Here is a 24,464-nt window from a genome sequence, read left to right on the forward strand (position 1 = left end):
CTGCGGAATCGCGGCAGTCAGGAACGACGTGCGCGGCCCAACGCGAACTCCGAGACCGGTAACGGCACCCACACCGGCATCGTCGACTCCCGTCGAGCGTCCTCGACTTCGAAACCGGCGCCGACGATCGCTCGCTCAGTGTCCCGATGCGTGTGGCAGTTACCCAGCAGCCGCGGCCAGATCGTCGCGTCCGCCAGGCGCTGCAGCCGGCCCCGGAACCCGCCGCTGGCCACATGCTCGAGATACCGCAACTGACCGCCCGGCCGAAGCCGCGAATGCAGTTGGCGGAGCACGTCATCGGGGTCACCCACCGAGCACAGCACCAGCGAGCACACCACCGCGTCAAACGGCTCATCGCTGGCGAAGTCCTCGACAGCGTCGTCAGTTACCCGGACCGGAACGGGGGCCTCCGCTGCGGCGACGCGGGCACGCTCCGACAGCCGCGGCTCCGGCTCCACCGCCACCACCTGGTCCACGGAGTTCGGGTAGAAGGCGAAGTTGGTGCCGACACCGGCTCCGACTTCCAGGACCCGGCCGGATAGCCCGGACAAATTCTCCCGGCGCAGCGCACGGATCTGCTCGGTTTCGTGTGCTGCGATAGTGGGCCAGATCCGAGCGAAGAACGGGTTGTCGACCGTGGATGCCGGTGTCATACGTGCGAACCTTCCGACGATTGATGCAATACCAACCATTCCATCGTCTGTTCGGGCGTGGCGTCCGGCCCGACCAGTCCCGCCACGATATGCCCGAACGACACCGTGCACAGCATCCGGTCGACGAATGCTTCCACATCGCCAAAGGGCAGGTGTGGCTTGGCGATCAGCAGCGCCGCCACCCCGTGTGCGGCGCTCCAAAGCTGCAAGGCAACCGTATTCGGATCACCGGGCGGGTAGCTGCCCTCGTGCATGAGTGCCTGCACTGTGTCGCACAGGTGCTTGAACGCTGAGCTGGCCAAGGCGGCGTCAACGTCGCTGTCCGAGCGCCATTGCCCCATAGTGGCGATCCGGTACAACTCGGGGGTCTGCGTCGCGAACCGCACGTAAGCCAGGCCCTGGGCCCGCAGCACCTTCGCCGTGGACGGTTGACCGACCGCCGCCCGCTGCATCTCCTGGTCAAGCTTCTCTAGATAGCGTGCGCAGACCGCATCCAGCAACGCATCTTTGTCCTCGAAATGCAGATAGATCGACGGCGGCGTCACACCGACGCGCTGGGCTACCGAGCGGATCGACACCTCCTTGGCGTGCCCGACCTCCAGCAGCAGTTCGGTGGCGGCGTCCAGGATCTCGTCGCGGAGCAGGTCGCCCGACCCACGCGGGGCCCGCCGGCGCCGGAAATCACCCATCGGAACGCAAACCACCGTCCATGACCGATCCGGCGGGCTGCCCCACGTCGTTGCGGCGCACGAGCGGTTGAGCCGGCACGACGCTGTCGCGGCGGTGCCGCCCTGGCCGGTGAGCCGCGGCTGCGGGCTTGGCAGTACCGCTCTCACTGATCCCGAACCGTTCGTGCATCCAGGCCAGCGGTTTGGGCGCCCACCAATTCCACCGACCCAGCACGTGCATGAAGGCCGGAACCAGCACCATGCGCACCAGAGTCGCGTCCACCAGCACGGCAAGGGTCAGGCCGACACCGAACATCCGCATGAACGACACCTGCGCCGCGATCAGGGCAGCGAACGATATCGACATCACCAGCGCAGCGGCCGTGATGACCCGGCCGGTGCGGGCCAGTCCGAGCGCCACGCTCTCGTCGTTGGCGGCGCGGGCCGCCGCTGCGGCCGGACGTGCCAGCCGGGCAACCGGGGACTGCAACCAGTACTCGCGGATTCGGGAGACCAAGAACACTTCGTAATCCATCGACAACCCGAACGCAATGCAGAACAGCAACACCGGCATGTTGGCCTCCAGCGTTCCGCTGGGTGTGGTCCCCAGCGCGCCGAGATGTCCGTCCTGGAAGATCCACACCAGCGCGCCGAACGCCGCGGTCAGCGACAACACATTGAGCACCAGTGCTTTGAGTGGCAACACCACGCTGCCGGTAAGCAAAAACAACAACGCAAAGGTGATCGCGGCGATCAGCCCGAGCACCAGCGGCAGCCGGGTCATGATCGCGTTCACGCTGTCGCGGTTGATCTGCGCCAGCCCCGCCATGTCGGTGGCGCGGCCGGCCGGGCCGGGCACGGCTTTCAACCGGTCCAGCTGGGTGGCGGAGACCTGGGAGAACAGCGGCGCGCTGCTGGCGACGGTCAGAAAAGCGCTGCCGTCGGCCATACCGGTGGGCGCGGCCGGCGGCCCCGCCCGGCTGCCCGCGACGAACGTCCCGGTGGGGGCGGTCACCGCAGCGACGTCGGGCACCCGCGACAGGTCGGCGGCGTAGCGCTCGAGGTCGCTTTGGCTCACGCCACGGATGTCGGGCACGACGACGGGCACCGCCGTCGTCGAATTCTCGGTGAAATTGTTGCGCAGCTGGTCGCCAACCTGATGTGGCGATGCCGACTGCGGCAGCACCCGGTCGTCGGGAAACCCCCACTTCACTCCGAGGAACGGGGCCCCGAGCACCAGCAGCAACGCGATGACGGCCGATCCGATCGGCACCGCGCGGCGCATCACAAATTTCGTCGAGCGATACCAGAACAACTGCTCCACAGGTCTGTCCGCGAGGTCTGAGCCGTGCCGTAGCCAGGGCAACAGCACACGCACCAGTCGGCGCACGTCCAGCGAGTCCAGCCGCGGGCCCAGCAGAACGATGGCGGCCGGAGTCACCACCACGGCCGCGACCGCCACGAACGCCACGGTGGCCACGCCGGCGTAGGCGAACGACTTCAAGAAGTACATCGGGAACAGCACCATGACCGCCATCGACAAGGCGACCGTCGTCGCGGAGAACAGCACTGTGCGTCCGGCGGTAGCCATAGTCCGAATCAGCGCCTCTTCTCGAGGTGTGCCCTCGGCCAGTTCCTCGCGGTAGCGGCTGATGATCAACAGCGTGTAGTCGATGGCCAACGCGAGTCCCATTGCGGTGCTCAGGTTGAGCGCGAAGATCGACACGTCGGTGCTGAAGCTGATGAACCGCAACACCGACATGGAGCCCACGATGGCCAGCCCGCCCAGCATCAGCGGCAATGCCGCCGCCAGCAGTCCGCCGAACACCCAAATCAGCACGAAAAAGCTCAACGGGATCGCGATCGACTCCATCAGCAGCAGGTCACGCTCATTCTGATGAGTGATCTGGGCGTACACCATCGCCACCCCGCCGGCTTCGACGCTGACGTCGCCGCGATCGTGGACCACCTCATCCGAGAGCGTCCTGGCGTACTTCTGCGCATTGTTCTCGCCGCCCTTGAGGTTGGCCACGATCAATCCGGACTTACCGTCCTTGCTGACCAGGTCGGCGGCAGCCTGCGGTGAGGTCCAGGCCGAGGTCACGTTGAAGACCATCGGCGACTGCCGCACGTGCTCGACGATGTCGGTGCCCACTTGGCGGGCTTGCTCGCTGGCAGCACCCCCCGGCGCTGTTACCACGATCAGCATCTTCTGATCGCTCTCGCCGAATTTGTCGGTCAGCAGCCGAGTTGCTCGCGCCGACTCCGACGTCGGATCCTGAAAGCCGCCCGCGGACAGACTCTTGGGCACTGGGATGCCGAAGACCACGGCTCCCACCAGGACGAGCAGCGCTACCGCCAGAATCTTGCCCGGGGCGACCAGCGCCAGTCGAGCGATTCTCTGCAGCATGCGCGTCCTTCCGCCGCCATACCAGCGGTAACTTATCAGCGGTAAGTTACGCGCAGTTCAAGGCCGTGGCCTCGATGTCCTAGCAGTTAGGACGTGTGGGTATCCGGGATGGTTCACCGCAACGCCGGCCGTCAAAACATGCGTTCCCGAAGCGTATGGCTTTAGACATCTGACAAATAGCCGGTTCCAACAACCCGGACTCTTTGTCTCACCCTTCGTACCTGCGGCAGAGCGAACCTACCCAGCGGTAAGAATTGCCATCATTTTCCGAATCGTGACTCAACGATTCCTTAATGGTGACCCATACGCTCATGAACATGTGGATCGACGACTCGAGTGCCGACGTCATCAAGGCCGACTTCGAGGCTCTCTACCACGGCGACATGCTGGTAGAGGGCGAGACCTCGGAGCAGTTCGACGACTGGCACCCGCTACCTACCGCGAGCTGACTGTCGCGAACGGCGTGGCCCGCGTGGCCGCCCCGCTGATGAGGTGAGTTTGCCCTCGATGTTGGTCCCGTTTTTGTTCTGATTCCCTGCTGACGGTCCTGAAATCGTCGTCAGGCCGAAATCTTCTCGTCTTCGCCGCTGCGGACCATGTCACCCAGCCGGTCGGTGATCAGTTCTTCGGCCTCGGTGACGATCCGCGACACCAGCTCTTCGACTGACGGAATGTCGTTGATCAGCCCCATCGCGGTGCCCACCGACCAGATGCCGGCCTCCACGTCGCCGTCGTCGAACACCTTGCGGCCGCGCGCTCCGGCCACCAATTCCTGCACATCGGGGAATTGGCCGCCGTTGTCCAGGATTTCGACGACCTCACGCGAGACGGTGTTGGACGCCACCCGCGCGGTGTTGCGCAGCGGACGGAAGATCAACTCGGTGCCCCGCTCGTCGCCGGCGACGATGGCTTCCTTGACGTTCTGATGGATGCACGACTCGACCGTGCACATGAATCGCGAACCCATGTTGATACCGTCGGCGCCCAACGCCAGCGCGGCGACCAGACCGCGCGCGTCGGCAAACCCGCCGGAAGCGATCATCGGGATGTCGATCTTGGCTGCGGCCGCCGGGATCAGCACCAGGCCCGGGATGTCGTCCTCGCCGGGATGGCCGGCGCACTCGAACCCGTCGATGCTGATGCCGTCGACCCCCAGGCTCTGCGCCTTGACCGCGTGGCGTACCGACGTGCACTTGTGCAGCACCTTGATTCCGTTGTCGTGGAACATCGGCAGATGCGGCGCCGGGTTGGAGCCGGCGGTTTCGACGATCTTGATGCCGGCGTCGACGATGACTTGGCGGTATTCGTCGTAGGGCGGCGGGTTGATTGTCGGCAGGATTGTCAGGTTGACCCCGAATGGCTTGTCAGTGAGGTCTCGCGTCTTGGCGATTTCGTTGGCCAAATCGGCCGGGGTGGGCTGGGTCAGCGCGGTCAAGAAACCCAGCGCGCCGGAGTTGGCGACCGCTGCCACCAGCTCGGCACGACCCACCCACTGCATGCCGCCCTGCACAATCGGGTGCTCGACCCCGAACGTCTCGGTGAACTTCGTCGTCAGCATCGGCTTTCTGTTCTCCTACCTGGGCGCCATCCGGATCGCGCCGTCCAGCCGGATGACTTCGCCGTTGAGCATCGGGTTTTCGACGATATGCACGGCCAGCGCCCCGTACTCGTCGGGCTTGCCCAGCCGGCTCGGGTGCGGCACCTGCTGGCCCAGCGACTCCTTGGCCGGCTCGGGCAGACCGGCCAGCAGCGGGGTATCGAACAGCCCCGGCGCGATCGTCACCACCCGGATGCCCTTGCCGGCCAGGTCGCGGGCAATCGGCAGGGTCATGCCGACCACGCCGCCCTTGGATGCCGAGTACGCGGCCTGACCGATCTGGCCGTCGAAGGCCGCGACCGAGGCGGTGTTGATGATGACGCCGCGTTCTTCGCCGATCAGGTCGGTCTTGGCGATCCGCTCAGCACCCAGCCGCAACACGTTGAATGTCCCGATCAAGTTGATGTCGACCACTTTGCGGAACGCCGCCAGCGGGAAGACACCGTCCTTGCCCAGCACCCGGATGGCGTTGCCGGTGCCGGCGCAGTTGACCACGATCCGCAGTGGGCCCAGGGTCTCCGCGAGATCGAGCGCGGAGGTGACGGCGTCTTCGTCGGTGACATCGGCCGGGGCGAACCGGGCCCGGTCGCCGAGCTCGCGAACCACCTCTTCGCCTTTGAGGTCGAGCACCACCACCTGCGCGCCCGCGTCAAGCAGCCGCTGGGTGGTGGCCAGGCCCAGGCCCGACGCACCGCCGGTGACAAGGGCTGCGGCGTCTTTGATCTCCACGCGAACATCCTTTCCGGCCGACCGCGGGGCGCCGACCTACTGGTTGGTTGGGAACTATACCCAGTCGTCGAGGACGGCTTCAGCGTTGCCTCCGGGCTGTACCGGCGGGCGCGGCACGTCCGGAACACTGCGGGAGAACCGTGGCGCCGGCAACGGCTGCAGCCCGCCGTCGGCCTGATAGAAGGTGTTGCGCTCGGTGACGTGCGGCTCGATTTCCACCTCGCCGAAGGCCAGTACCGGCGTCACACAGGCATCGGAATCGGCGAACACCCCGGCCCAGTGATCGCGGTCTTTGGCGGCGAACGCCTCGGTGAGCCGGGCCCGTAGTTCCGGCCAGCGCTTGACGTCGTTTTGCCCCGGCAAGTCCGCGGTGTCCAGCCCGAGACCGGCCAGCAGCGCCGCGTAAAACTGCGGCTCGATGGCGCCTACCGCGACATAGCGGCCGTCGGAGCACTCGTAGGTGTCGTAGTAGGGCGCGCCGCCGTCGAGCATGTTGGTGCCGCGCTCGTCGGACCAGACGCCCGACGCCCGCATCCCCCACATCATCTGCACCAACACCGACGACCCGTCGATCATGGCGGCGTCGACGACTTGGCCCTTGCCCGAGGCCTGCCGCTCCCACAGCGCTGACAGGATGCCGACCAACAAGAACATCGACCCGCCGCCGAAGTCGCCGACCAGGTTCAGCGGCGGCACCGGCCGCTCGCCCGCTCGGCCGATGGCGTGCAGGACGCCGTTGAGCGAGATGTAGTTGATGTCGTGACCGGCTTGCTGGCTCCGGGGACCGGCCTGGCCCCAGCCGGTCATCCGGGCATACACCAGGCGCTCGTTGACCTTCGCGCAGTCCTGCGGGCCCAAGCCGAGCCGCTCGGTGACGCCGGGGCGGTAGCCTTCGATCAGCACGTCGGCCTTGGCGGCCAGCTTCAGCACCAGGTCGCGTCCCTCGTCGGATTTGAGGTCGGCGGTCACCAGCCGTCGGTTGCGCAGCGTGGACTGCGGAGTCCCCGCGCCGGGTGAGCCCGGCCGTTCGATGCGCACCACGTCGGCGCCGAGGTCGCCGAGGATCATCGCGGCATGCGGGCCCGGCCCGATTCCTGCCAGTTCGACCACCCGCAGCCCTGTCAGCGGTCCCGCCATCTACCGACCTCCTTGTCGAGAGCAACCGGCTTGTCGCCACCAAACAACCCGCCCTCGCATCTTCGCAGCCGCGCCGGACTGCCATGCAGCCCGGTCACTTAAGGTGATCCGCATGACCGCCATTGACTCCGGGATCGACGTCCTCACGCCCGTTGAGGGCTTGTCCGTCGCGCTGGCCGACGGTGTGCTGTCGGTGACGATCGATCGGCCGGACAGTCTCAATTCGCTGACGACCCCGGTGTTGGCCGGTATCGCTGAGGCGATGGAGCGCGCGGCTGCCGATCCGCGGGTCAAGCTGGTGCGGCTGGGCGGTGCCGGGCGGGGCTTCAGCTCCGGCGCCGGGATGAGCGCCGACGACGTCACCGGCCGAGGCCCGGCGACTGACATCATCGTGGAAGCCAACCGCGCAGTGCAGGCGATCACTGCGGTGCCGCGACCGGTCGTCGCCGTTGTGCAGGGACCGTGCGCCGGTGTCGGTGTATCACTGGCCTTGGCCTGTGACCTCGTATTGGCTTCGGACGCAGCATTTTTCATGCTCGCGTTCACCAAGGTGGGCTTGATGCCCGACGGCGGCGCGTCGGCGTTGGTCGCCGCCGCGATCGGCCGCGCCCGGGCCATGAGAATGGCGTTGTTGGCCGAACGCCTACCCGCCGCCGATGCACTGGCCAGTGGCCTGATCAGCGCGGTGTATCCCGCGGCCGACTTCGAAGCGGAGGTCGACAAGGTGGTGTCCGGGCTGCTATCCGGCCCGGCAGTGGCCTTCGCCAAGACCAAGGAGGCCATTAACGCAGCCACGCTCACCGAGTTGGAGCCGGCGCTGCACCGCGAGCTGCAGGGCCAGGCGATGTTGCTGAAATCCCACGATTTCATCGAGGGCGCAACGGCTTTCCAGCAGCGCCGCACCCCGAACTTCACCGATCGCTGAGTCGGCGCGGGTGGCCGACGGCTAGAACCCGAACAACGGCGGCAGCGCGAGTATGACGACCAGGCTCCACACGAAGTGGGTCAGTATCGGCGCCAGCACACCGCCGGTCGCGCGGCGCTCCAACGCACACACCGCGCCGAGGATGATCGCCGCGAATCCCAGCATCAGATTCTGGCTGGCCAATGTGGCGACGACGTAGATGACCGTCGAGATGACCACCGGGTGGTGTCGGCCCAAAGCGGTGTACAGCGCCCCGCGGTAGAACAATTCCTCGGCGATAGCACCGAGCAGCGCGATGGCCAAAGTCAGCCGCCACGAGCCCTGGTCGGCGAATTGGAAGACCCGGGAGATCAGATCCGAAACGGCCGGAATCTGTTTGGCGATAACCCCGCCGAGCACGAACACGCCGCCGAGCACCAAGCCGGTGGTGCTGCCGGTGATCACCGGACGCTGGTTGCGGCCGCGCCAGCAGATGCCGCCCAGATGGAGCGGTCCGGAGGCAAGCGCACCGACCAGCCACACCGCGCTCAACGCCAGCGTCAGCCAGTAGAAGCTCGCTTCGCCGGGACGCCGGGTCATGGAGAGTCCCAGCACCACCGCGCCGAGTACCAGCACGATTGCGACCACGATGCGCCGCCTGCGCACCACCGACGGCGGCTCATGGTGCGGCACCGCGACATTGGTGATCGCGCGGCGGATCTCCTGCAGCGCGCTGGTGTGCGGGCGAGTACTGAGGTCGGTCATGCAGGGTGCCCCTTCGGGGTCAGAGTGATCAGGATGTCGAGGCCGGTTCGCAACGCACCGGCGATCGGGCCGGGGACCGCATTCACCAGCCCAAGACCAGACCGCGCTATCGGCGGTGTCACAGCTTTGGCGAGCCGCCGGATGCGCAACGTGTCACCGCCGGCCCACACCGGATCGCTGTCGGCGAGGTGATGCGGGTCGGCCAGCGTGTTGACCGGGCGCGGTCGGCGGTTGGACAACGCTCGGGTGACGGCTTCGTCGACGCCGATCAGTCCGCCGGGCGGATCGGGCACCAGATCCCGCAGGCCGGCGCCAGAGGCGCGCATCGGGTGATCCAGCGATTCGACCAGGTCAGCAGCCAACCCGTCGGGCACGGGCAATGCGATCGCCGTGAGGCGCGACGCCACTGCGGTGTCTACACCGCGCACCGGCAGGCCGGTGTGCCATTTGCCGGAAATGCGTGCATAGGTTTTCAGCAGTTCCCGGTACGACGTGGTGTCGGGGCCGGCGATGTCGTAGGCGCCCGCGGGTACTCGTTCCGGGTCAGCGGCGGCGACGAGGTAATGCAGCACGTCCCGGATGGAGATCGGGTCCACTGGGTTGTCCATCCAGGGCGGTATCGGCATGAGCGGAAACCGGTCGCCGACATAGCGCAGCATCTCGAACGATGTCGAACCGGCGCCCATGATCAGCGCCGCTCCCAGCCACACCACTTCCGGCCCGCCCGCGGTGGTGAGTGCTGCGGCCACCTCGGCTCTGCTGGTCAAGTGCTCGGACAAATTGTCGTCATCGGGTACGAAGCCGCCCAGGTAGACGATGCGCTGCACCCCAGCGTCCTTGGCGGCGGCCGCGACGTTGGCAGCCGCGCTCTGGTCCGCGTCGCGGAAGCCGGGTTGACCGATGGCGTGCACCAGGTAATAGATGACGTCGATTGGGCCGGCGACGGCCAGCGCCGCGCGCGTCGAGGCGGGCTCGGAGGCATCCAGAGCAACCGCTGTGACGTCGTCGACCCAGCCGAACTGGCCCAGGCGCGCCGGGTCGCGGGTCGCGGCGAATACGTGGTGGCCGTCCGCAAGCAGCGCGGTAACCAGGCGCGATCCGATGTAGCCCGTGGCGCCGGTCACAAGAATCCGCACAACCCCCAACCTAGCGATGATGGCGGCGCCGGTGGGGTGGAAACGTGTGCCGAGTAGTCCGCCGGTGGCTGCCGCAATATTTTCGCGCCGCGGCGCCCTGCAGGTGCCGCAAATCCGGTGCAGGCAGTTGTGTAATGCAGTAAATGGCCGCGTCGACTTGATTTGCGCAGGCTGTTGTGTCATCGGATGCAACCGAGTTCCGGTGCGGGACAACGACTTGACCCTCGTCGCAACGGTGCATGCGCGTGGACGAAAACTCGCTCCGGTCGATTAGACGGTGCTGCCCCATTACACACGTGTGCAATTTTTTGGCTGAACTGACAATGCGCCAGTAACGTAATGCCTACATGGATAATGACAGGATGCGCCCCGAGACCTCTGGGCTGCGCGTACCGACGGCCAGCACGTCGGCAGCCCCATCTCTCGCGGCAGTGGCAATCCAATTTCCGCCGCACTTCAACAGTCAGGACGACATATCCTCCGCGGTGACCGGCTTCGGCGGTGCTGAGTTCGCCCGGTTCACCGCCAGCAGCGGGGTCGCGTCGCGCCACCACGCGCTGCCACTGTCGCGCTACGCCGAACTGAGCGGCTTCACCGAGGCCAACGACGCCTTTCTCGAGGTCGCCCTGGATCTCGGTGAGCAGGCGCTGCTGTCGGCGTTCGACGCCGCCAAAGTCAAACCTTCCGAGGTCGATATCGTCTTGTCGACAACGGTGACCGGACTTGCGGTGCCCACCCTCGAGGCGCGATTGGCCACCCGGGTCGGCCTTCGCCCTGACGTCAAACGGCTGCCACTGTTCGGGTTGGGTTGTGTGGCCGGTGCCGCCGGGATCGCCCGGCTCTCCGACTACCTACGCGCCTATCCCGATCAGGTGGCGGCCCTGCTGGCCGTCGAACTCTGCTCGCTGACCATCCAGCGAGATGACCATTCGATGGCCAATCTGGTCGCCTCCAGCCTCTTTGGCGACGCCGCAGGCGTCGTCATCGCCAAAGGGCCCGATCGGCCGGCTGCTGGGCCGCGGGTACTGGCCACCCGCAGCCGCATCTACCCCGACACCGAAGACGTGATGGGCTGGAACATCGGCACCGAGGGGTTCAAGATCGTTTTGTCCGTCGAGGTCGCCACCGTCGCGGAGAAGTACCTGGGTGAAGACGTCCGCCAGTTCCTCAGCGACAACGGGCTGACCACCTCCGACATCTCGACCTGGGTTTGTCACCCCGGCGGTCCGCGGGTGATCGATGCCGTCGAAAACGTCCTGGACCTACCCGCCGACGCCCTCGATCACACCCGGAATTCGTTGCGCACCAACGGTAATCTCTCTTCGGTATCTGTGCTCGACGTGCTTCGGGCCAACATGGCTGATCCGCCGCCGCCGGGATCGCTGGGGCTGATGATTGCCATGGGCCCGGCCTTCTGCTCTGAACTCGTGCTGCTCGGCTGGTAGATCGTGTACTACCTGCTGATCCTGGCGATCGGCATCGAGCGCCTGGTCGAGTTGGTCATCTCCAAGCGCAACGCGCGATGGGCTTTTGCCAACGGCGGTAAAGAGTTCGGCCGCAGGCACTATCCGGTAATGGTCACCGTCCATGCCGCGCTCCTGCTCGGCTGTGTTCTCGAGGTGTGGGCACTGCATCGGCCGTTCCTCGGCTGGCTCGGCTGGCCGATGCTGGCGCTAGTGGCAGCCAGCCAGGTCTTGCGCTGGTGGTGTGTGGCAACGCTGGGCCGTCGCTGGAACACCTTGGTCATCATCGTGCCGCACGCGCCGTTGGTGCGACGAGGGCCCTACCGATGGCTGCATCATCCGAACTATCTGGCTGTGGTCGCCGAGGGCGTAGCGCTGCCGTTGGTGCATTCGGCGTGGCTAACCGCGACCGCATTCACCGCCGCGAATGCTCTGCTGCTGAGTGTGCGAATCCGGGTGGAGAACCAGGCGCTGGGTTACGCATCGTGACGCGCGCCGGCGACGATGCAGAGCGCAGCGATGAGAAGGAGCGGCGCACATGACATACGACGCTGACGTGCTAATTGTCGGCGGCGGTCCGGCGGGTCTCACTACGGCGTTACATGCTCGCAGACAAGGACTTTCGGTGGTGGTGGCTGAGCCACGAGCGGACCCGATAGACAAGGCCTGCGGTGAGGGTTTGATGCCCGGCGGTCTGGCCGAACTCACATCACTTGGCGTAGATCCCGCGGGGCTGCCGTTCCGCGGCATCGCGTATGTGAGCGAACACCGGCGGGCCGAGGCACGCTTTCGCGACCGTCCCGGCCGGGGCGTGCGACGCACCACCCTACATTCGGCGTTAATGGCCCGCGCCAAAGAGCAAGATACCGAATGGATTTCGACCCGGGTCGACAGCGTCGAGCAGGACGCCACGGGCGTGATCGCAGCCGGAGTGCGCGCAAAGTGGTTGGTGGCAGCCGACGGCCTGCATTCAGCCGTGCGCCGCGCCGTCGGGATCACGGCGGTTGCCGGTCGGCCGCGACGGTACGGCGTGCGCCGGCACTACGCGGTGCCAGCATGGTCGGAATTCGTCGAGGTGTACTGGTCGCGGTGGGGCGAGGCGTACGTGACGCCGGTCGAGCCGGATCTGGTCGGTGTCGCGATCCTGTGCAATCGCCAACCGGAGCTGGAGTGGTTCCCCCGGCTGGCAGGCCGACTACGCGGCGCCCAGCCCGGACGAGCCCGCGGCTGTGGTCCGCTGCGCCAGGTGGTCTCCCGACGGGTCGCCGGCCGGGTGTTATTGGTAGGCGACGCAGCCGGTTACGAGGACGCCCTGACCGGTGAAGGCATCAGCCTGGCGGTGAAGCAGGCCGCCGCAGCGGTCAGCGCGATCGTCGACGAGACTCCGTCGTCGTATGAACAGGCGTGGCGGCGCATCACCCGCGACTACCGCCTGCTCACCCGCACACTGATATTGAGCACCGTCCCGCGCCCGGCCCGGCGTGCCATCGTCCCGGCTGCCAAAGCCCTGCCCGGCGTTTTCCGGCGGGCGGTGAACACGCTGGCGCAGTAGCCGTCGCGCGGTCCGTTAACGAGCCTTCCAGACCGGTGGGCGCTTCTGGGCGAATGCCAGCGGCCCTTCTTTGGCGTCTTCGGATTTCAGCAGCGTGCCGAATTCACGGGTGGTTCGGGCCCAGGCCGGTTCCTCCCCGGGTATGACACTGTCGTCGGCGCCATAGGCGATCCGCTTGCTGGCCTGCACCGACAGCGGTGCGTTGACGGTAACCCGCTGAGCCAACGCCAGCGCGGCCTCCAGCACGGTGCCGTTCGGCACAACCTGGTTGATCAGGCCCCACTTGGCGGCCTCGGCCGCAGTGATCGGCTCACCGGTCAGCAGCATCTCGAGGCCGACTTTGCGGGGCAGCTGGTCGACGATCCGGAACACCCCGCCGGCCCCGGCGATCAGACCCACCTTCACCTCGGGCAGCCCGAACTGCGCGCGCTCCTCGGCGACCACCAAGTCGCTGGCCAGCGCCAGCTCGGTGCCACCCCCAAGTGCGGTGCCGTTGACCGCGGCGATCGTGGGCTTGTCGATGAAGTGGTGCACGTAGCCGGCGAATCCCCACTCGGCATGGTCGGGGTGGTACAGGTTCTCCCGGCGCGAGATCGCCTTGAGATCGGCTCCGGCGCAAAACGATTTGTCACCGGCGCCGGTGATGACGACCGCCCGCACCTCTGCATCGTTTTGGGCCTGCTCGAGCGCGTCACCGACAGCAGTACTCACCGCCCCGTTAACGCAGTTGCGGGCCTCAGGCCGGTTGATCGTGATGACTAATACATTGCCGCGGCGCTCGGACAGCGCAGCCGCATCCGTCACAGCAATTCCAGAATAGTGGCGTTAGCCTGTCCGCCGCCCTCGCACATCGTCTGGAGTCCGTAGCGAATTCCGTTGTCCCGCATGTGGTACAGCAGCGTCGTCATCAGCCGCGCCCCGGATCCGCCGAGCGGATGGCCGAGTGCGATCGCCCCGCCCTTGGGATTGAGCTTCTTCTCGTCTGCGCCGATGTCTTTCAGCCAAGCCAACGGCACCGGCGCGAACGCCTCGTTGACCTCGTAAGCACCGATCTCGTCCAGGCTCAGCCCGGAGCGCTTCAGCGCTTTCTGGGTCGCCGGGATCGGCCCGGTCAGCATGATCACCGGGTTGGAGCCGGCCAGCGTCGCGGTGTGCACCTTGGCGATCGGCTTGAGCCCCAACGACTTCGCCTTCTCCGCCGACATGAACAGCAGCGCAGCCGAACCGTCGGAGATCTGGCTGGAGTTACCGGCGTGGATCACGCCGTCCTCTTTGAAGGCCGGCTTGAGCTGGGCCATCTTCTCCATCGGTGTGCCCCGGCGGATGCCTTCGTCTTTGAGAATCGTGTTGCCGTCCTGGTCCTTGATGGCAACGATCTCATCGTCGAACGCCCCGGAATCTTGTGCCGCAGCGGCCTTTTCGTGGGAGTCGAGGGAGAACTGGTCGAGCGTGGTGCGGTCGAATCCCCACTGCTCGGCGATCATCTCGGCGCCGATGCCCTGGTTCGGAACCGCGCCGTCGTAGCGGTCCAGGAAGCCCTGCGGGAACGGCCTGCCACCGCCGGCGAGCGACGAGCCCATCGGCACCCGCGACATCGACTCCACACCGCCGGCCACGACGACGTCGTAGTGACCGGCGACCACACCCGCGGCGGCGAAGTGCACCGACTGCTGGCTGGACCCACACTGACGATCGACGGTGACACCCGGCACGCTCTCGGGCCAGCCGGCCGTCAGCAACGCGGTGCGACCGATGTCGAGGGCCTGCTCACCGGCCTGCATGACACATCCCCAGATCACGTCGTCGACGAGCTCGGGGTCGACGCCGGCCTTGCCGACGAGCCCGTTGAGGACCTGGGCGGACAGGTCGGCGGGATGCACCCCGGACAGACCACCGTTGCGTTTGCCGATCGGTGAGCGCACCGCTTCGACGATGACGGCTTCAGCCATGACGTTCTCCTTTGACTCGTGTGCCTCGATTCTTGACCACGGCGCTAGGCGGGTCGGGAGCGGGGTTGCCAGGTAGCGTCGGCGGCATGGCACGCATCGTCGTCATCGGCGGCCACGGCAAGGTCGCCATGCATCTGGCCCGAATCCTGACCGAGCGCGGCGACGCCGTGACGTCGGTTTTCCGCAATCCCGACCACGCCGAGGAAATTGCCCTTACCGGGGCCACACCCGTCGTCGCCGACATCGAGCAACTCGACACCGACGCCCTGGCCGACCTGGTGGCCGGACATGACGCGGTGGTCTTCTCCGCCGGCGCCGGCGGCGGCAATCCGGCCCGCACCTACGCCGTCGACCGCGACGCCGCCGTCCGGGTCATCGACGCCGCCGCCAAGGCCGGAGTTCGGCGCTTCGTGATGGTCTCGTATTTCGGGGCCGGACCCGACCACGGTGTGCCGCAAGACGATCCGTTCTTTCCCTATGCCGAGGCCAAGGCCGCCGCCGACGCCCATCTGCGCAGCAGTGACCTCGACTGGACCATATTGGGACCCGGTCGGCTCACGCTCGATCCCGCGACCGGGCACATCGCCGTCGGTGCCGCACCGCATGGCCGGGAAGTCACCCGCGAAGACGTCGCGCTGGTGGCGGCGGCCGTGCTGCACGACGACGCGACGATCGGGCGGACCATCGAGTTCAACAACGGCGACGTGCCCATCGTCGAAGCGCTGGCCGCCGACGCGGCGATCGCATGCGCGGCGAAGCCGGGCGCCGGGGGCACCCCCAGCCGCGAAACGGCGAGGGGGACGGGTCGCCGCCATCGCACCTAGTAGTCTCGATTACGCAACTGGTCTGCCGTCGCCGCAAGGTGTCGGCATCGAGCGAGGCATGTTGGCTATGCGTCGCGAGAGGGAACTCGGTGAGAATCCGGGACTGTCCCGCAGCGGTATGCAGGAACGACCGCCGTCTAGAAGCACTGGTCAACGACCGGGAAGCGACGGCCATTAGGAGCACCACATGGTGCATGCCTGCGAGTCCGAAGACCTGCCAGCTGTGCCGGACGCGCCGCGTCCGGCGGTTCACCGCCTCGTGGGATGGGCGTTGGCCGCACCGGTTGCCGTGCCCACCGGGCGCAGTGCACCCGATCGGCTGTGCGTCCGCTGGCGGTGACCACCACGTCGAGTGAAGGACGAACACGTGACCGCTCAGCCGTTTACCGCCACCATCACCGGCTCCCCGCGCATCGGTCCGCGCCGCGAACTCAAACGCGCAACCGAAGGCTACTGGGCCGGCCGGACCAGTCGATCTGAGCTGGAGTCCGTCGCCGCCACCCTGCGCCGCGACACCTGGGCGGAATTGGCGGCGGCCGGGCTGGACTCCGTGCCGGTGAACACGTTCTCCTACTACGACCAGATGCTCGACACCTCGGTACTGCTCGGCGCGCTGCCGGCCAGGGTCGCGAAGGTGGCCGACGAGCTGGACCGTTACTTTGCGGCGGCCCGCGGCAACGACGACGTCGCGCCGCTGGAGATGACCAAGTGGTTCGACACCAACTACCACTACCTGGTTCCCGAGATTGCGCCCGGCACCCGCTTCGAGCTGCATCCCGACAAGGTGCTTGCCGAGCTGAAAGAGGCCCGCGACCAAGGGATTCCCGCCCGACCGGTAGTCATCGGCCCGATCACCTTCCTGCTGCTGAGCAAGCCGGTGGATGGTGCCGGTGCACCGATCGAACGCCTCGACGAACTGATCCCGGTGTACACCGAGTTGCTGTCGCTGCTGGCCGACAATGGCGCGCAGTGGGTGCAGTTGGACGAGCCGGCGCTGGTGACCGATGTCGCCGCCGACGCGGCCGCGCTGGCCGAACGCGTCTACACCGCGTTGGGCTCGGTGGGCAGGCGGCCCGCGATCCATGTCGCCACCTACTTCGGCGATCCCGGCGCCGCGCTGCCTGCACTGGCTCGCACGCCGGTCGAGGCGATCGGCGTGGACCTGGTCCGCGGCGCCAACGCGGAGCTGGCATCGATTCCCGAGCTGGCCGGCAAGACGCTGGTCGCCGGTATCGTCAACGGCCGCAACATCTGGCGCACCGACCTGGAGTCCGCGCTGAGCCGGCTGGCGACGCTGCTGGGGTCGGCGCAGGCAGTTGCGGTGTCGACGTCGTGCTCGACCCTGCATGTCCCCTACTCCCTGGCTTTGGAAGAGGGCGCCACCGATCTGGACGACAACCTGCGCAGCTGGCTGGCGTTCGGCGCCGAGAAGGTGCACGAGGTCGTCACGCTCGCGCGTGCGCTGCGCGAGGGCCGCGACGCGGTGGCCGACGAGATCGCGGCCTCCAATGCCGCAGTGGCGTCGCGCCGTTCGGATCCGCGGCTACACAACGGCCAGATCCGCGCCCGCATCGATTCGATCGTCGCATCGGGTAACCAACGCGGACCCGCGGCCGATCGCCGCAGCAGCCAACAGGAACGGCTCCAGCTGCCGCTGTTGCCGACGACGACGATCGGCTCCTACCCGCAGACCTCGGCGATCCGCAAGGCCCGGGCGGCGTTGCGGACCGGCGAGATCGACCAGAGCGAGTACGTCGCGCGGATGAAGTCCGAGATCGCCGACGTCATTGCCCTGCAGGAGCAACTCGGACTCGACGTGCTGGTGCACGGCGAGCCGGAACGCAACGACATGGTGCAGTACTTCGCCGAACAACTCGACGGATTCTTCGCCACCCAGAACGGCTGGGTGCAGTCCTACGGCAGCCGCTGCGTGCGCCCGCCGATCCTCTACGGTGACGTGGCGCGGCCGCGTCCGATGACCGTCGACTGGATCACCTACGCGCAGTCGCTGACCGAGAAGCCGGTCAAGGGCATGCTGACCGGCCCGGTGACGGTCCTGGCGTGGTCGTTCGTCCGCGACGACCAGCCGCTGGCCGACACCGCCAAACAGGTTGCGCTGGCGATCCGTGACGAGACGGTGGATCTGCAGTCGGCGGGCATCGGGGTCATCCAGGTCGACGAGCCCGCGCTGCGGGAGTTGTTGCCGCTGCGGCGTGTCGATCAGGACGCGTACCTGCAGTGGGCGGTCGGCGCGTTCCGGTTGGCGACGTCCGGCGTCGCCGACTCGACGCAGATCCACACCCATCTGTGCTATTCGGAGTTCGGTGAAGTGATCGGGGCGATCGCCGACCTCGACGCCGATGTGACGTCCATCGAGGCGGCCCGCTCGCACATGGAGGTGCTCGACGACCTCAACGCGGTCGGCTTTGCCAACAGCGTCGGCCCGGGCGTCTACGACATCCACTCGCCGCGGGTGCCGGCCGAGTCGGAGATCGCGACTTCACTGCAAGCAGCACTGAAAGCCGTTCCCGCGGAGCGGCTGTGGGTCAATCCCGACTGCGGACTGAAGACGCGCAGTATCGACGAGGTGAAGGCGTCGCTGCAGCACATGGTGAGCGCGGCGACGAAGGTGCGCGAAGGCTAATCGGGCGCCGCTGCCCGGCTTTCATACACCTGCACCGGGATGTCGTCATCCCACGGCTGGCGGGTCACCATATCGGCGACGCACACGTAGCCGCGCTCGAACTCGCCGGTGGCGGCGTCGACCAGCCGATACCGCTGGGTCTGGCGGTGGATCGGCTGGGCGTCGAGCATCACGATGCGCAGCTCGCCGGGTTCGAAGTGGCAACGCTTGTGCAGCGCGGCAACCAGCTGCTCGTTGCTGAAGTGCCCGTCGCCGAAATTCCAGCCGATGGCGGTGCTGGTGATCCGCTCACCGTCGGTGAGGACGTAGTCGTCCTCGTTCTGGCCGGCCATGGCGCGGTGCGCCAACGTGAACAAGGCCCGGCCGTGGGTGTTGAACGCGCGGAACGCATATCCCATGTACATCGGGATCTGGGCGGCTTCCTTGCTCCCGTAGAACTTCTCCAGTTGAGCGGCGGGCATGCTGGCGATCGCCACAATGCCCTTGCCGATCTTCTCGTCAGCGGAGGGCTTGACGCACCACAGCGTGGTATCCCAGTTACCCGCGTAGTAGCGCATGCCCGGCAGGAAGGACACCTTGCGCGGAAACAGGTTTCCGAGCACCACCGTCCCCGCGACGACGGCGAACAGCAGTATCGGCAACGGCGACGTCAAGTCACCGAGCCCGACGGAGGGGTGGCCGACGAACAGCGCCAGCACGCAAAACATCATGAAGACGTTCCACTCCAACGGCACGCCCATCGGAATCGCCGACAGGATGCCCCAGTGGAAGCACAGCATGACGAACGCGGCGATTGCCGTGAGCCAGCCGCCATGGCTGAAGAACAGCACCAGCGGCACCAGTCCCTCGATCACCGTGGAAAAATGCGCGAGCCAGCGTGACCGCCGGCCCGGGCGCAAATCGTCCGGGAAGTGTTCGAAGAACTTCCGTTTCATCGACCGGGAGCGAAACAGCGGGTTGTTGCTCATCATCGTCGAGATGACGAACGGGAAGTGTTTGTTGAGTTTCGACGTCGCGGCACCCAGCCAGATGACGAGGCACACCAGTTTGGCGCCCAGGATCATGTCCACGCCGTAGCCGGTGAACAGGAAGGCGACGGTGAACGAGGCATACACCTCGCCGCGGGCGGCCAGGAAGATGACTTTGTCGCGCAGGCCGAGCACTGCCAGCACGCCCAGCACCGCCCAGATCTGCCAGGCCGGTAGCACCCCGACCGTCGTCCCCAGCGCCGGGGCGGGGCCGGTGCCGTCGGAGAACAGTGCGATGACCAGCAGCACCAGCAAGGCGCCGTAGAGCAGCGCGTCGAACGGGGTGCGCCCGTCACCTTTGGTCAGCGGTATTCGATCCGGCCACGGCGGTAGCCGGATCGTGCCGGGCCGCAGCCAGTACAGGATCGAGCCCATCGGTGGAAAGAACCGGTTGTTCAGCGGCCCGAACCCGCAGCCCAGGCCGACCACCTCGAACAGCATGGTGTACAGCACGACCTTCTCGAACACGATCGGCTCGGCATACCAGTGCGCGACGTTGGTGAACCCGTCGATGCCCGTGGTGGTCAACGCGATCAGCCAGGCCGCCAGGATGTAGAGGCCGATCTTGACGACGTAGAACAGGTGCAACAGGGCCGGGGTACCGAAGCCAACCTCAGCCCAGTGGCGAGCCATCGGGATGATCTTCTCAGCGCGGGTGCCCTTGCTCCACTCCTCGAAGTCGATTTGGGGGGTGTCCTGTTTGAGAAATCCCATGGCGCCTAAGACTAGAACGTGTTCTAGGCCGATGGGTCCGGTTCTTGACTACTACTGTGCGTAGTAGTAGAACGGAGAGTGAGCAGGTCGACGAACGGTGATCGTGATGGTCGAACAGATCCAGCAGCAACGGGACGGCGCGGTTCGGTACCTGCCTTGCGCCGCACTCGCATTCGCGCTCGGCTTTTCGATACACGGCGTCGACCATCTGCTTCGCGGCATGTCCGCTTCACCCCCGTTCATCATGGCCGCCGGCATGGTGCAGGGGTTGTTCGTCGTGCTGGCAATCGCGATGGTGGCGATGAATCGCCCTCGTGCACCGCTGGCGGCGATCGCCGTCGGATTCGGAAGCGCAGTGGGGTTTACCTATGCGCATTTGTTGCCGACCTTGCTGCCGGGTTATCAGGACAGCTTCGTCTCGGCGCCGCACCTCAACGTAACGTGGTTTTCGTGGTTCAGTGCTCTGGCCGAAATCGGCACGGGCATCGTCTTCGGGATCGTCGGCGTGCGGGAGGTGAACAATGCCAGGGACCCTCTTCTTCGACGGTAAATGCGGAATGTGCACCAGGGCGGTGGATTCGATCCTGAAGCTCAATCGAACCGGAGGCCTGCGGACCGAACCACTGCAGGGCTCGGGTGTCGCTGAGCGGCTGGGCATTCCGCCGTCGCAGCTGCTGGATTCGGCCCGGTGGCAAGGCGAGTCGGGAACGATTTACTCCGGCGCGGAGGCGATGAACGCGGCGGTGTCGACGGGGCTTGGCAGCAGGCTGCCGCTACTGCTCTACCGCCTGCCCGGTATTCGCCACCTCGAAGACGCGATCTACCAGTGGGTCGTTGCGCACCGCTACCGATTTCCCGGCACAACACCGTATTGCGAATCACATCCCGCCAGTTGTTGATGCGCTTAGCGCAGGACGACCAGCAGATCTCCGCCTTCGACTTGGGTGGGGGCCGATACGACGATACGGTCGACGGTTCCGGCCTCGGGTGCCGTGATGGCGGCCTCCATTTTCATGGCTTCGATGGTGGCGATGGTCTGCCCGGACTCGACCCTTGCGCCCGCAGTCACGATTACCGTGACGACCCCGGCGAAGGGCGCGGCAACGTGCTTGGGGTTGCCGCGATCGGCTTTCTCTGCCACCGCCACGTCAGCGGCAATGCTGCGGTCACGCACCAGTACGGGCCGCAGTTGTCCATTGAGGATGCACATCACCGTGCGCATGCCACGCTCGTCGGGGTCCGAGATCGCTTCCAAGCCGATGAGCAACTCGACGCCCTTTTCCAATCGCACCCGGTGTTCGTCACCGTATCGCAGACCGTAGAAGAACTGGTTGGCGCTCAATCGTGACGTGTCGCCGAATTCCTCGCGGTGAGCGAGAAATTCGCGGGTGGGTCCGGGAAACAGCAGCCTGTTCAGGGTTGCCTGGCGCGCGGCGCCCGGCAGCAACAGTCCGGCTGCGTCGTCGGCGGTCAGCTCTTTCTCGTCTGTTTTGGCTCGGCGACCTTCAAGAGCCTTGCTGCGCAACGGTTCCGGCCAGCCGGCTGCGGGCTCACCGAGTTCGCCGCGTAAGAACCCGATCACCGAATCGGGGACATCATGGCGTGCCGGAGTATCGGCAAAATCGTCGGCCGTGACACCGGCGCCCACCAATGCCAACGCCAGGTCGCCGACCACCTTGCTCGACGGCGTGACCTTGACCAGTCTGCCCAATAGCCGATCCGCCGCGGCATAGTTGGCCTCGATCTCCTCGAACCGGTCGCCCAGCCCCAGTGCGATCGCCTGCTGGCGCAGGTTCGATAATTGCCCGCCGGGGATCTCGTGGGTGTAGACACGTCCGGTGGGGGCGGCCAGACCCGATTCAAACGGGCGGTACACCTTGCGCAGGGCCTCCCAGTACGGCTCCAGATCGCAGACGGCCGGCAAGGACAAGCCGGTGTCGTAGTCGGTGTGCGCCGCCGCGGCCACGATCGAACTCAATGCGGGCTGGCTGGTGGTCCCGGCCAAAGGTGCAGCAGCACCGTCGACCGCGTCGGCGCCGGCGTGCCAGGCCGCCACGTAGGTGGCCAGCTGACCGCCTGGGGTGTCGTGCGTGTGCACGTGCACGGGCAGGTCGAAGCGCGACTTCAGCGCGGACACCAGGGTGGCCGCGGCGGGGGCCCGCAGCAGGCCGGCCATGTCCTTGATCGCCAGCACATGCGCGCCCGCCTCGACAATCTGCTCGGCCAGTTTCAGGTAATAGTCCAGCGTGTAAAGGTTCTCGGCCGGATCGCTGAGGTCAGCGGTGTAGGACAACGCGACCTCTGCAACGGCCGATCCGGTCTCGCGGACAGCGTCGATAGCGGGACGCATCGAGTCGACATTGTTCAGCGCGTCGAAGATCCGGAAGATGTCGACACCGGTAGCCGCCGCCTCCTCCACAAACGCCGCCGTCACACGCGCCGGGTAGGGCGTATATCCCACCGTGTTGCGTCCCCGCAGCAACATTTGCAGACAGATGTTGGGCAGGGCTTCACGCAGCGCTGCCAGCCGCTCCCACGGGTCTTCCTTCAAGAACCGCAGCGCGACATCGTAAGTCGCCCCGCCCCAGCACTCGACCGACAACAGCTGCGGCATCGAGCGCGCGATATAGGGCGCTACCTTCAACAGGCCGGTCGTACGGACCCGGGTGGCCAGCAACGACTGGTGCGCGTCACGGAAGGTGGTGTCGGTGACCCCGATGGCGCGCGACTGGCGCAGCCATTCCGCGAATCGTTCCGGTCCGATGTCGTCCAGACGCTGCTTGGATCCCGACGGCGGGGTCACCGAGATATCGGTGTCGGGCAGCTTGTCGTGCGGGTAGACCGCCGACGGCCGCTCGCCGTGCGGCCGGTTGACCGTCACGTCGGCCAGGTAGTTGAGGATCCTGGTGCCGCGGTCGGCCGAAGTGCGCGAAGTCAGCAGCTGTGCTCGTTCGTCGATGAATGATGTGGTGATGTCACCGGCCTGGAAGTCCGGGTCGTCCAGAACGGCTTGCAGGAACGGGATGTTCGTCGAAACTCCGCGGATGCGGAACTCGGCCACCGCCCGGCGCGCGCGGTCAACGGCGGTGTCGAAGTCGCGGCCCCGGCAGGTGAGCTTGATCAGCATCGAGTCGAAGTGCGCGCTGATCTCCGCGCCCAGCGACGTACCGCCATCCAGCCGGATCCCGGCACCGCCCGGAGTGCGATATGTCGTGATGCGGCCGGTGTCCGGACGGAAATTGTTCGCCGGGTCTTCGGTGGTGATCCGGCACTGTAGAGCGGCGCCGTGGGGCGTGATCGAATGCTGTTCTAGCCCAAGCTCTGCCAAAGTCCGCCCAGCGGCGATCTGCAGCTGGGCGGACACCAGGTCGACGTCGGTGATCTCTTCGGTGACGGTGTGCTCCACCTGGATGCGTGGGTTCATCTCGATGAACACATGGCGCCCATTGCGGTCGAGCAGAAATTCCACAGTGCCGGCGCAGCTATAGCCGATCTGCTCGGCGAAATTGACTGCGTCAGCGCAGATCCGGTCGCGCACCGCGGGTTCCAAGTTCGGTGCGGGCGCAAGCTCGACTACTTTTTGATGCCGCCGCTGCAGACTGCAATCCCGCTCATACAGGTGAACGACGTTGCCGTGGTTGTCGGCCAGGATCTGCACTTCGATGTGGCGCGGATGCACCACCGCCTGCTCGAGGAACACAGTGGCGTCGCCGAACGCCGACTCGGCCTCCCTGCTGGCGGCTTGGATTGCCTCCGGCAGCGCGACGGCTTCGAGGACGCGGCGCATCCCGCGGCCGCCGCCGCCGGCGACGGCCTTGACGAACAGCGGAAACTGGATCGTCTCGGCGGCAGCCATCAGTTCGTCCACCGATACCGAGGGTTTCGAGGATGCCAGGACCGGTAGCCCGGCGGTGCGCGCCGCCGCGATCGCACGTGACTTGTTTCCGGTGAGTTCCAGGACCCCGGCGCTCGGCCCGATGAAGGTGATACCGGCTGACGCACAGGCGACCGCTAGTTCCGGATTCTCCGACAGGAAGCCGTAACCGGGATAAATCGCGTCCGCTCCGCACTCCACGGCGGTTGCCACGATCTCGTCGACCGACAAATACGCCCGAACGGGATGGCCGCGCTGCCCGATTTGGTAGGACTCGTCAGCCTTCAACCGGTGCACGGAGTTACGGTCTTCGTACGGATAGACCGCGACGGTCGCCACGCCCAATTCGTAGGCCGCGCGAAACGCGCGGATCGCGATCTCCCCGCGATTGGCGACGAGAACCTTGGCGAACACAGC

20 protein-coding genes, 1 pseudogene and 1 riboswitch are annotated in these 24,464 nt (G+C 66.5%); of the genes and pseudogenes, 9 read left to right on the forward strand and 12 right to left on the reverse strand.

Features of this window, described 5'->3' with window-relative positions:
- Positions 1–17 precede the first annotated feature (17 nt).
- Genes AC5Y5W_RS02775 through AC5Y5W_RS02785 form a run of 3 tightly spaced genes read right to left on the reverse strand, consistent with a single transcriptional unit; the run spans position 18 to position 3,731 of the window.
- Entirely contained in the window at positions 18–653 is a 636-nt protein-coding gene (locus AC5Y5W_RS02775) for a class I SAM-dependent methyltransferase (protein WP_500010736.1), read from the reverse strand.
- Positions 650–1,342: a TetR/AcrR family transcriptional regulator gene (locus AC5Y5W_RS02780; RefSeq protein WP_500010735.1), complete on the reverse strand. Its 693-nt coding sequence runs from the start codon at positions 1,340–1,342 to the stop codon at positions 650–652. Before AC5Y5W_RS02780 ends, AC5Y5W_RS02775 begins: the two co-directional genes overlap by 4 nt.
- Positions 1,335–3,731 carry an MMPL family transporter gene (locus AC5Y5W_RS02785; RefSeq protein WP_500010734.1) on the reverse strand — a complete coding sequence of 799 codons (2,397 nt, stop codon included), beginning with the start codon at positions 3,729–3,731 and terminating at the stop codon, positions 1,335–1,337. The genes AC5Y5W_RS02780 and AC5Y5W_RS02785 overlap by 8 nt, the downstream gene beginning before the upstream one ends.
- A gap of 317 nt (positions 3,732–4,048) precedes the next feature.
- Here AC5Y5W_RS02785 and AC5Y5W_RS02790 point away from each other — a divergent pair, with 317 nt between their 5' ends.
- Positions 4,049–4,180 (forward strand): hypothetical protein, encoded by a 132-nt coding sequence (locus AC5Y5W_RS02790; RefSeq protein ID WP_499886552.1) that lies wholly within the window; start codon positions 4,049–4,051, stop codon positions 4,178–4,180.
- Positions 4,181–4,290: 110 nt separating this feature from the next.
- Here the strand turns inward: AC5Y5W_RS02790 and AC5Y5W_RS02795 are convergent, their stop codons facing one another.
- From AC5Y5W_RS02795 to AC5Y5W_RS02805, 3 genes are read right to left on the reverse strand one after another with little or no spacing between them, the layout of a single operon-like run.
- Positions 4,291–5,289 carry an NAD(P)H-dependent flavin oxidoreductase gene (locus AC5Y5W_RS02795; RefSeq protein ID WP_500010733.1) on the reverse strand — a complete coding sequence of 333 codons (999 nt, stop codon included), beginning with the start codon at positions 5,287–5,289 and terminating at the stop codon, positions 4,291–4,293.
- 15 nt (positions 5,290–5,304) lie between these two features.
- Positions 5,305–6,057, reverse strand: coding sequence for a 3-hydroxyacyl-CoA dehydrogenase (locus AC5Y5W_RS02800; RefSeq protein ID WP_500010732.1), 753 nt, complete (start codon positions 6,055–6,057; stop codon positions 5,305–5,307).
- A gap of 54 nt (positions 6,058–6,111) precedes the next feature.
- Positions 6,112–7,194 (reverse strand): CaiB/BaiF CoA transferase family protein, encoded by a 1,083-nt coding sequence (locus AC5Y5W_RS02805; RefSeq protein WP_500010731.1) that lies wholly within the window; start codon positions 7,192–7,194, stop codon positions 6,112–6,114.
- A gap of 112 nt (positions 7,195–7,306) precedes the next feature.
- Between AC5Y5W_RS02805 and AC5Y5W_RS02810 the strand changes: the two genes are divergently transcribed.
- The gene (locus tag AC5Y5W_RS02810) at positions 7,307–8,119 is read left to right on the forward strand and encodes an enoyl-CoA hydratase (RefSeq protein WP_500010730.1); all 813 of its coding nucleotides are present in this window, start codon (positions 7,307–7,309) and stop codon (positions 8,117–8,119) included.
- A gap of 21 nt (positions 8,120–8,140) precedes the next feature.
- Here the strand turns inward: AC5Y5W_RS02810 and AC5Y5W_RS02815 are convergent, their stop codons facing one another.
- Together AC5Y5W_RS02815 and AC5Y5W_RS02820 are read right to left on the reverse strand one after the other, a co-directional pair.
- Positions 8,141–8,863 carry a CPBP family intramembrane glutamic endopeptidase gene (locus tag AC5Y5W_RS02815; RefSeq protein WP_500010729.1) on the reverse strand — a complete coding sequence of 241 codons (723 nt, stop codon included), beginning with the start codon at positions 8,861–8,863 and terminating at the stop codon, positions 8,141–8,143.
- On the reverse strand, positions 8,860–9,999 hold the full coding sequence (locus AC5Y5W_RS02820) for an NAD(P)H-binding protein (RefSeq protein ID WP_500010728.1): 1,140 nt from the start codon (positions 9,997–9,999) through the stop codon (positions 8,860–8,862). Before AC5Y5W_RS02820 ends, AC5Y5W_RS02815 begins: the two co-directional genes overlap by 4 nt.
- 362 nt (positions 10,000–10,361) lie before the next feature.
- Here AC5Y5W_RS02820 and AC5Y5W_RS02825 point away from each other — a divergent pair, with 362 nt between their 5' ends.
- The 3 genes from AC5Y5W_RS02825 to AC5Y5W_RS02835 are packed head-to-tail and all read left to right on the forward strand — an operon-like array spanning position 10,362 to position 13,014.
- The gene (locus tag AC5Y5W_RS02825) at positions 10,362–11,444 is read left to right on the forward strand and encodes a type III polyketide synthase (RefSeq protein WP_500010727.1); all 1,083 of its coding nucleotides are present in this window, start codon (positions 10,362–10,364) and stop codon (positions 11,442–11,444) included.
- 3 nt (positions 11,445–11,447) lie between these two features.
- Complete coding sequence (locus AC5Y5W_RS02830; RefSeq protein WP_500010726.1) at positions 11,448–11,951, forward strand: isoprenylcysteine carboxyl methyltransferase family protein; 504 nt, start codon at positions 11,448–11,450, stop codon at positions 11,949–11,951.
- Positions 11,952–12,000: 49 nt separating this feature from the next.
- On the forward strand, positions 12,001–13,014 hold the full coding sequence (locus AC5Y5W_RS02835; protein WP_500010725.1) for an NAD(P)/FAD-dependent oxidoreductase: 1,014 nt from the start codon (positions 12,001–12,003) through the stop codon (positions 13,012–13,014).
- A 15-nt stretch (positions 13,015–13,029) separates the two neighbouring features.
- On the opposite strand, the gene AC5Y5W_RS02840 is transcribed toward AC5Y5W_RS02835, so the two are convergent.
- Positions 13,030–13,818: an enoyl-CoA hydratase-related protein gene (locus AC5Y5W_RS02840; protein ID WP_500010724.1), complete on the reverse strand. Its 789-nt coding sequence runs from the start codon at positions 13,816–13,818 to the stop codon at positions 13,030–13,032.
- Complete coding sequence (locus tag AC5Y5W_RS02845) at positions 13,815–14,963, reverse strand: thiolase family protein (protein WP_500010723.1); 1,149 nt, start codon at positions 14,961–14,963, stop codon at positions 13,815–13,817. The genes AC5Y5W_RS02840 and AC5Y5W_RS02845 overlap by 4 nt, the downstream gene beginning before the upstream one ends.
- 86 nt (positions 14,964–15,049) lie before the next feature.
- Here AC5Y5W_RS02845 and AC5Y5W_RS02850 point away from each other — a divergent pair.
- A pseudogene (locus AC5Y5W_RS02850) lies at positions 15,050–15,691 on the forward strand (SDR family oxidoreductase); the annotation flags it as partial.
- A 114-nt stretch (positions 15,692–15,805) separates the two neighbouring features.
- Positions 15,806–16,023, forward strand: a riboswitch (cobalamin riboswitch).
- Positions 16,024–16,154: 131 nt separating this feature from the next.
- Positions 16,155–18,431, forward strand: coding sequence for a 5-methyltetrahydropteroyltriglutamate--homocysteine S-methyltransferase (gene metE / locus AC5Y5W_RS02855; RefSeq protein ID WP_500010722.1), 2,277 nt, complete (start codon positions 16,155–16,157; stop codon positions 18,429–18,431).
- Here the strand turns inward: metE and AC5Y5W_RS02860 are convergent.
- Positions 18,428–20,173 carry a DUF3556 domain-containing protein gene (locus tag AC5Y5W_RS02860; protein WP_500010721.1) on the reverse strand — a complete coding sequence of 582 codons (1,746 nt, stop codon included), beginning with the start codon at positions 20,171–20,173 and terminating at the stop codon, positions 18,428–18,430. The two genes, metE and AC5Y5W_RS02860, sit on opposite strands and share 4 nt — an antisense overlap.
- Before the next feature lie 97 nt (positions 20,174–20,270).
- Between AC5Y5W_RS02860 and AC5Y5W_RS02865 the strand changes: the two genes are divergently transcribed.
- Together AC5Y5W_RS02865 and AC5Y5W_RS02870 are read left to right on the forward strand one after the other, a co-directional pair.
- The gene (locus AC5Y5W_RS02865) at positions 20,271–20,723 is read left to right on the forward strand and encodes a hypothetical protein (protein WP_500010720.1); all 453 of its coding nucleotides are present in this window, start codon (positions 20,271–20,273) and stop codon (positions 20,721–20,723) included.
- 22 nt (positions 20,724–20,745) lie between these two features.
- Entirely contained in the window at positions 20,746–21,072 is a 327-nt protein-coding gene (locus tag AC5Y5W_RS02870) for a thiol-disulfide oxidoreductase DCC family protein (RefSeq protein ID WP_500022050.1), read from the forward strand.
- Positions 21,073–21,077: 5 nt separating this feature from the next.
- On the opposite strand, the gene AC5Y5W_RS02875 is transcribed toward AC5Y5W_RS02870, so the two are convergent.
- Positions 21,078–24,461: a pyruvate carboxylase gene (locus tag AC5Y5W_RS02875; protein ID WP_500010718.1), complete on the reverse strand. Its 3,384-nt coding sequence runs from the start codon at positions 24,459–24,461 to the stop codon at positions 21,078–21,080.
- Positions 24,462–24,464 lie beyond the last annotated feature (3 nt).

The organism is Mycobacterium sp. NGS51 (assembly GCF_059812525.1).

What these genes read in the sequence shown, in the direction of transcription:
- AC5Y5W_RS02860 (WP_500010721.1), bottom strand. Translation starts at nt 20,173, where the DNA reads ATGGGATTTCTCAAACAGGACACCCCCCAAATCGACTTCGAGGAGTGG.
- AC5Y5W_RS02810 (WP_500010730.1), top strand. Translation starts at nt 7,307, where the DNA reads ATGACCGCCATTGACTCCGGGATCGACGTCCTCACGCCCGTTGAGGGC.
- AC5Y5W_RS02845 (WP_500010723.1), bottom strand. Translation starts at nt 14,963, where the DNA reads ATGGCTGAAGCCGTCATCGTCGAAGCGGTGCGCTCACCGATCGGCAAA.
- AC5Y5W_RS02795 (WP_500010733.1), bottom strand. Translation starts at nt 5,289, where the DNA reads ATGCTGACGACGAAGTTCACCGAGACGTTCGGGGTCGAGCACCCGATT.
- AC5Y5W_RS02775 (WP_500010736.1), bottom strand. Translation starts at nt 653, where the DNA reads ATGACACCGGCATCCACGGTCGACAACCCGTTCTTCGCTCGGATCTGG.
- AC5Y5W_RS02790 (WP_499886552.1), top strand. Translation starts at nt 4,049, where the DNA reads ATGTGGATCGACGACTCGAGTGCCGACGTCATCAAGGCCGACTTCGAG.
- AC5Y5W_RS02785 (WP_500010734.1), bottom strand. Translation starts at nt 3,731, where the DNA reads ATGCTGCAGAGAATCGCTCGACTGGCGCTGGTCGCCCCGGGCAAGATT.
- AC5Y5W_RS02825 (WP_500010727.1), top strand. Translation starts at nt 10,362, where the DNA reads ATGCGCCCCGAGACCTCTGGGCTGCGCGTACCGACGGCCAGCACGTCG.
- AC5Y5W_RS02780 (WP_500010735.1), bottom strand. Translation starts at nt 1,342, where the DNA reads ATGGGTGATTTCCGGCGCCGGCGGGCCCCGCGTGGGTCGGGCGACCTG.
- AC5Y5W_RS02805 (WP_500010731.1), bottom strand. Translation starts at nt 7,194, where the DNA reads ATGGCGGGACCGCTGACAGGGCTGCGGGTGGTCGAACTGGCAGGAATC.
- AC5Y5W_RS02815 (WP_500010729.1), bottom strand. Translation starts at nt 8,863, where the DNA reads ATGACCGACCTCAGTACTCGCCCGCACACCAGCGCGCTGCAGGAGATC.
- AC5Y5W_RS02835 (WP_500010725.1), top strand. Translation starts at nt 12,001, where the DNA reads ATGACATACGACGCTGACGTGCTAATTGTCGGCGGCGGTCCGGCGGGT.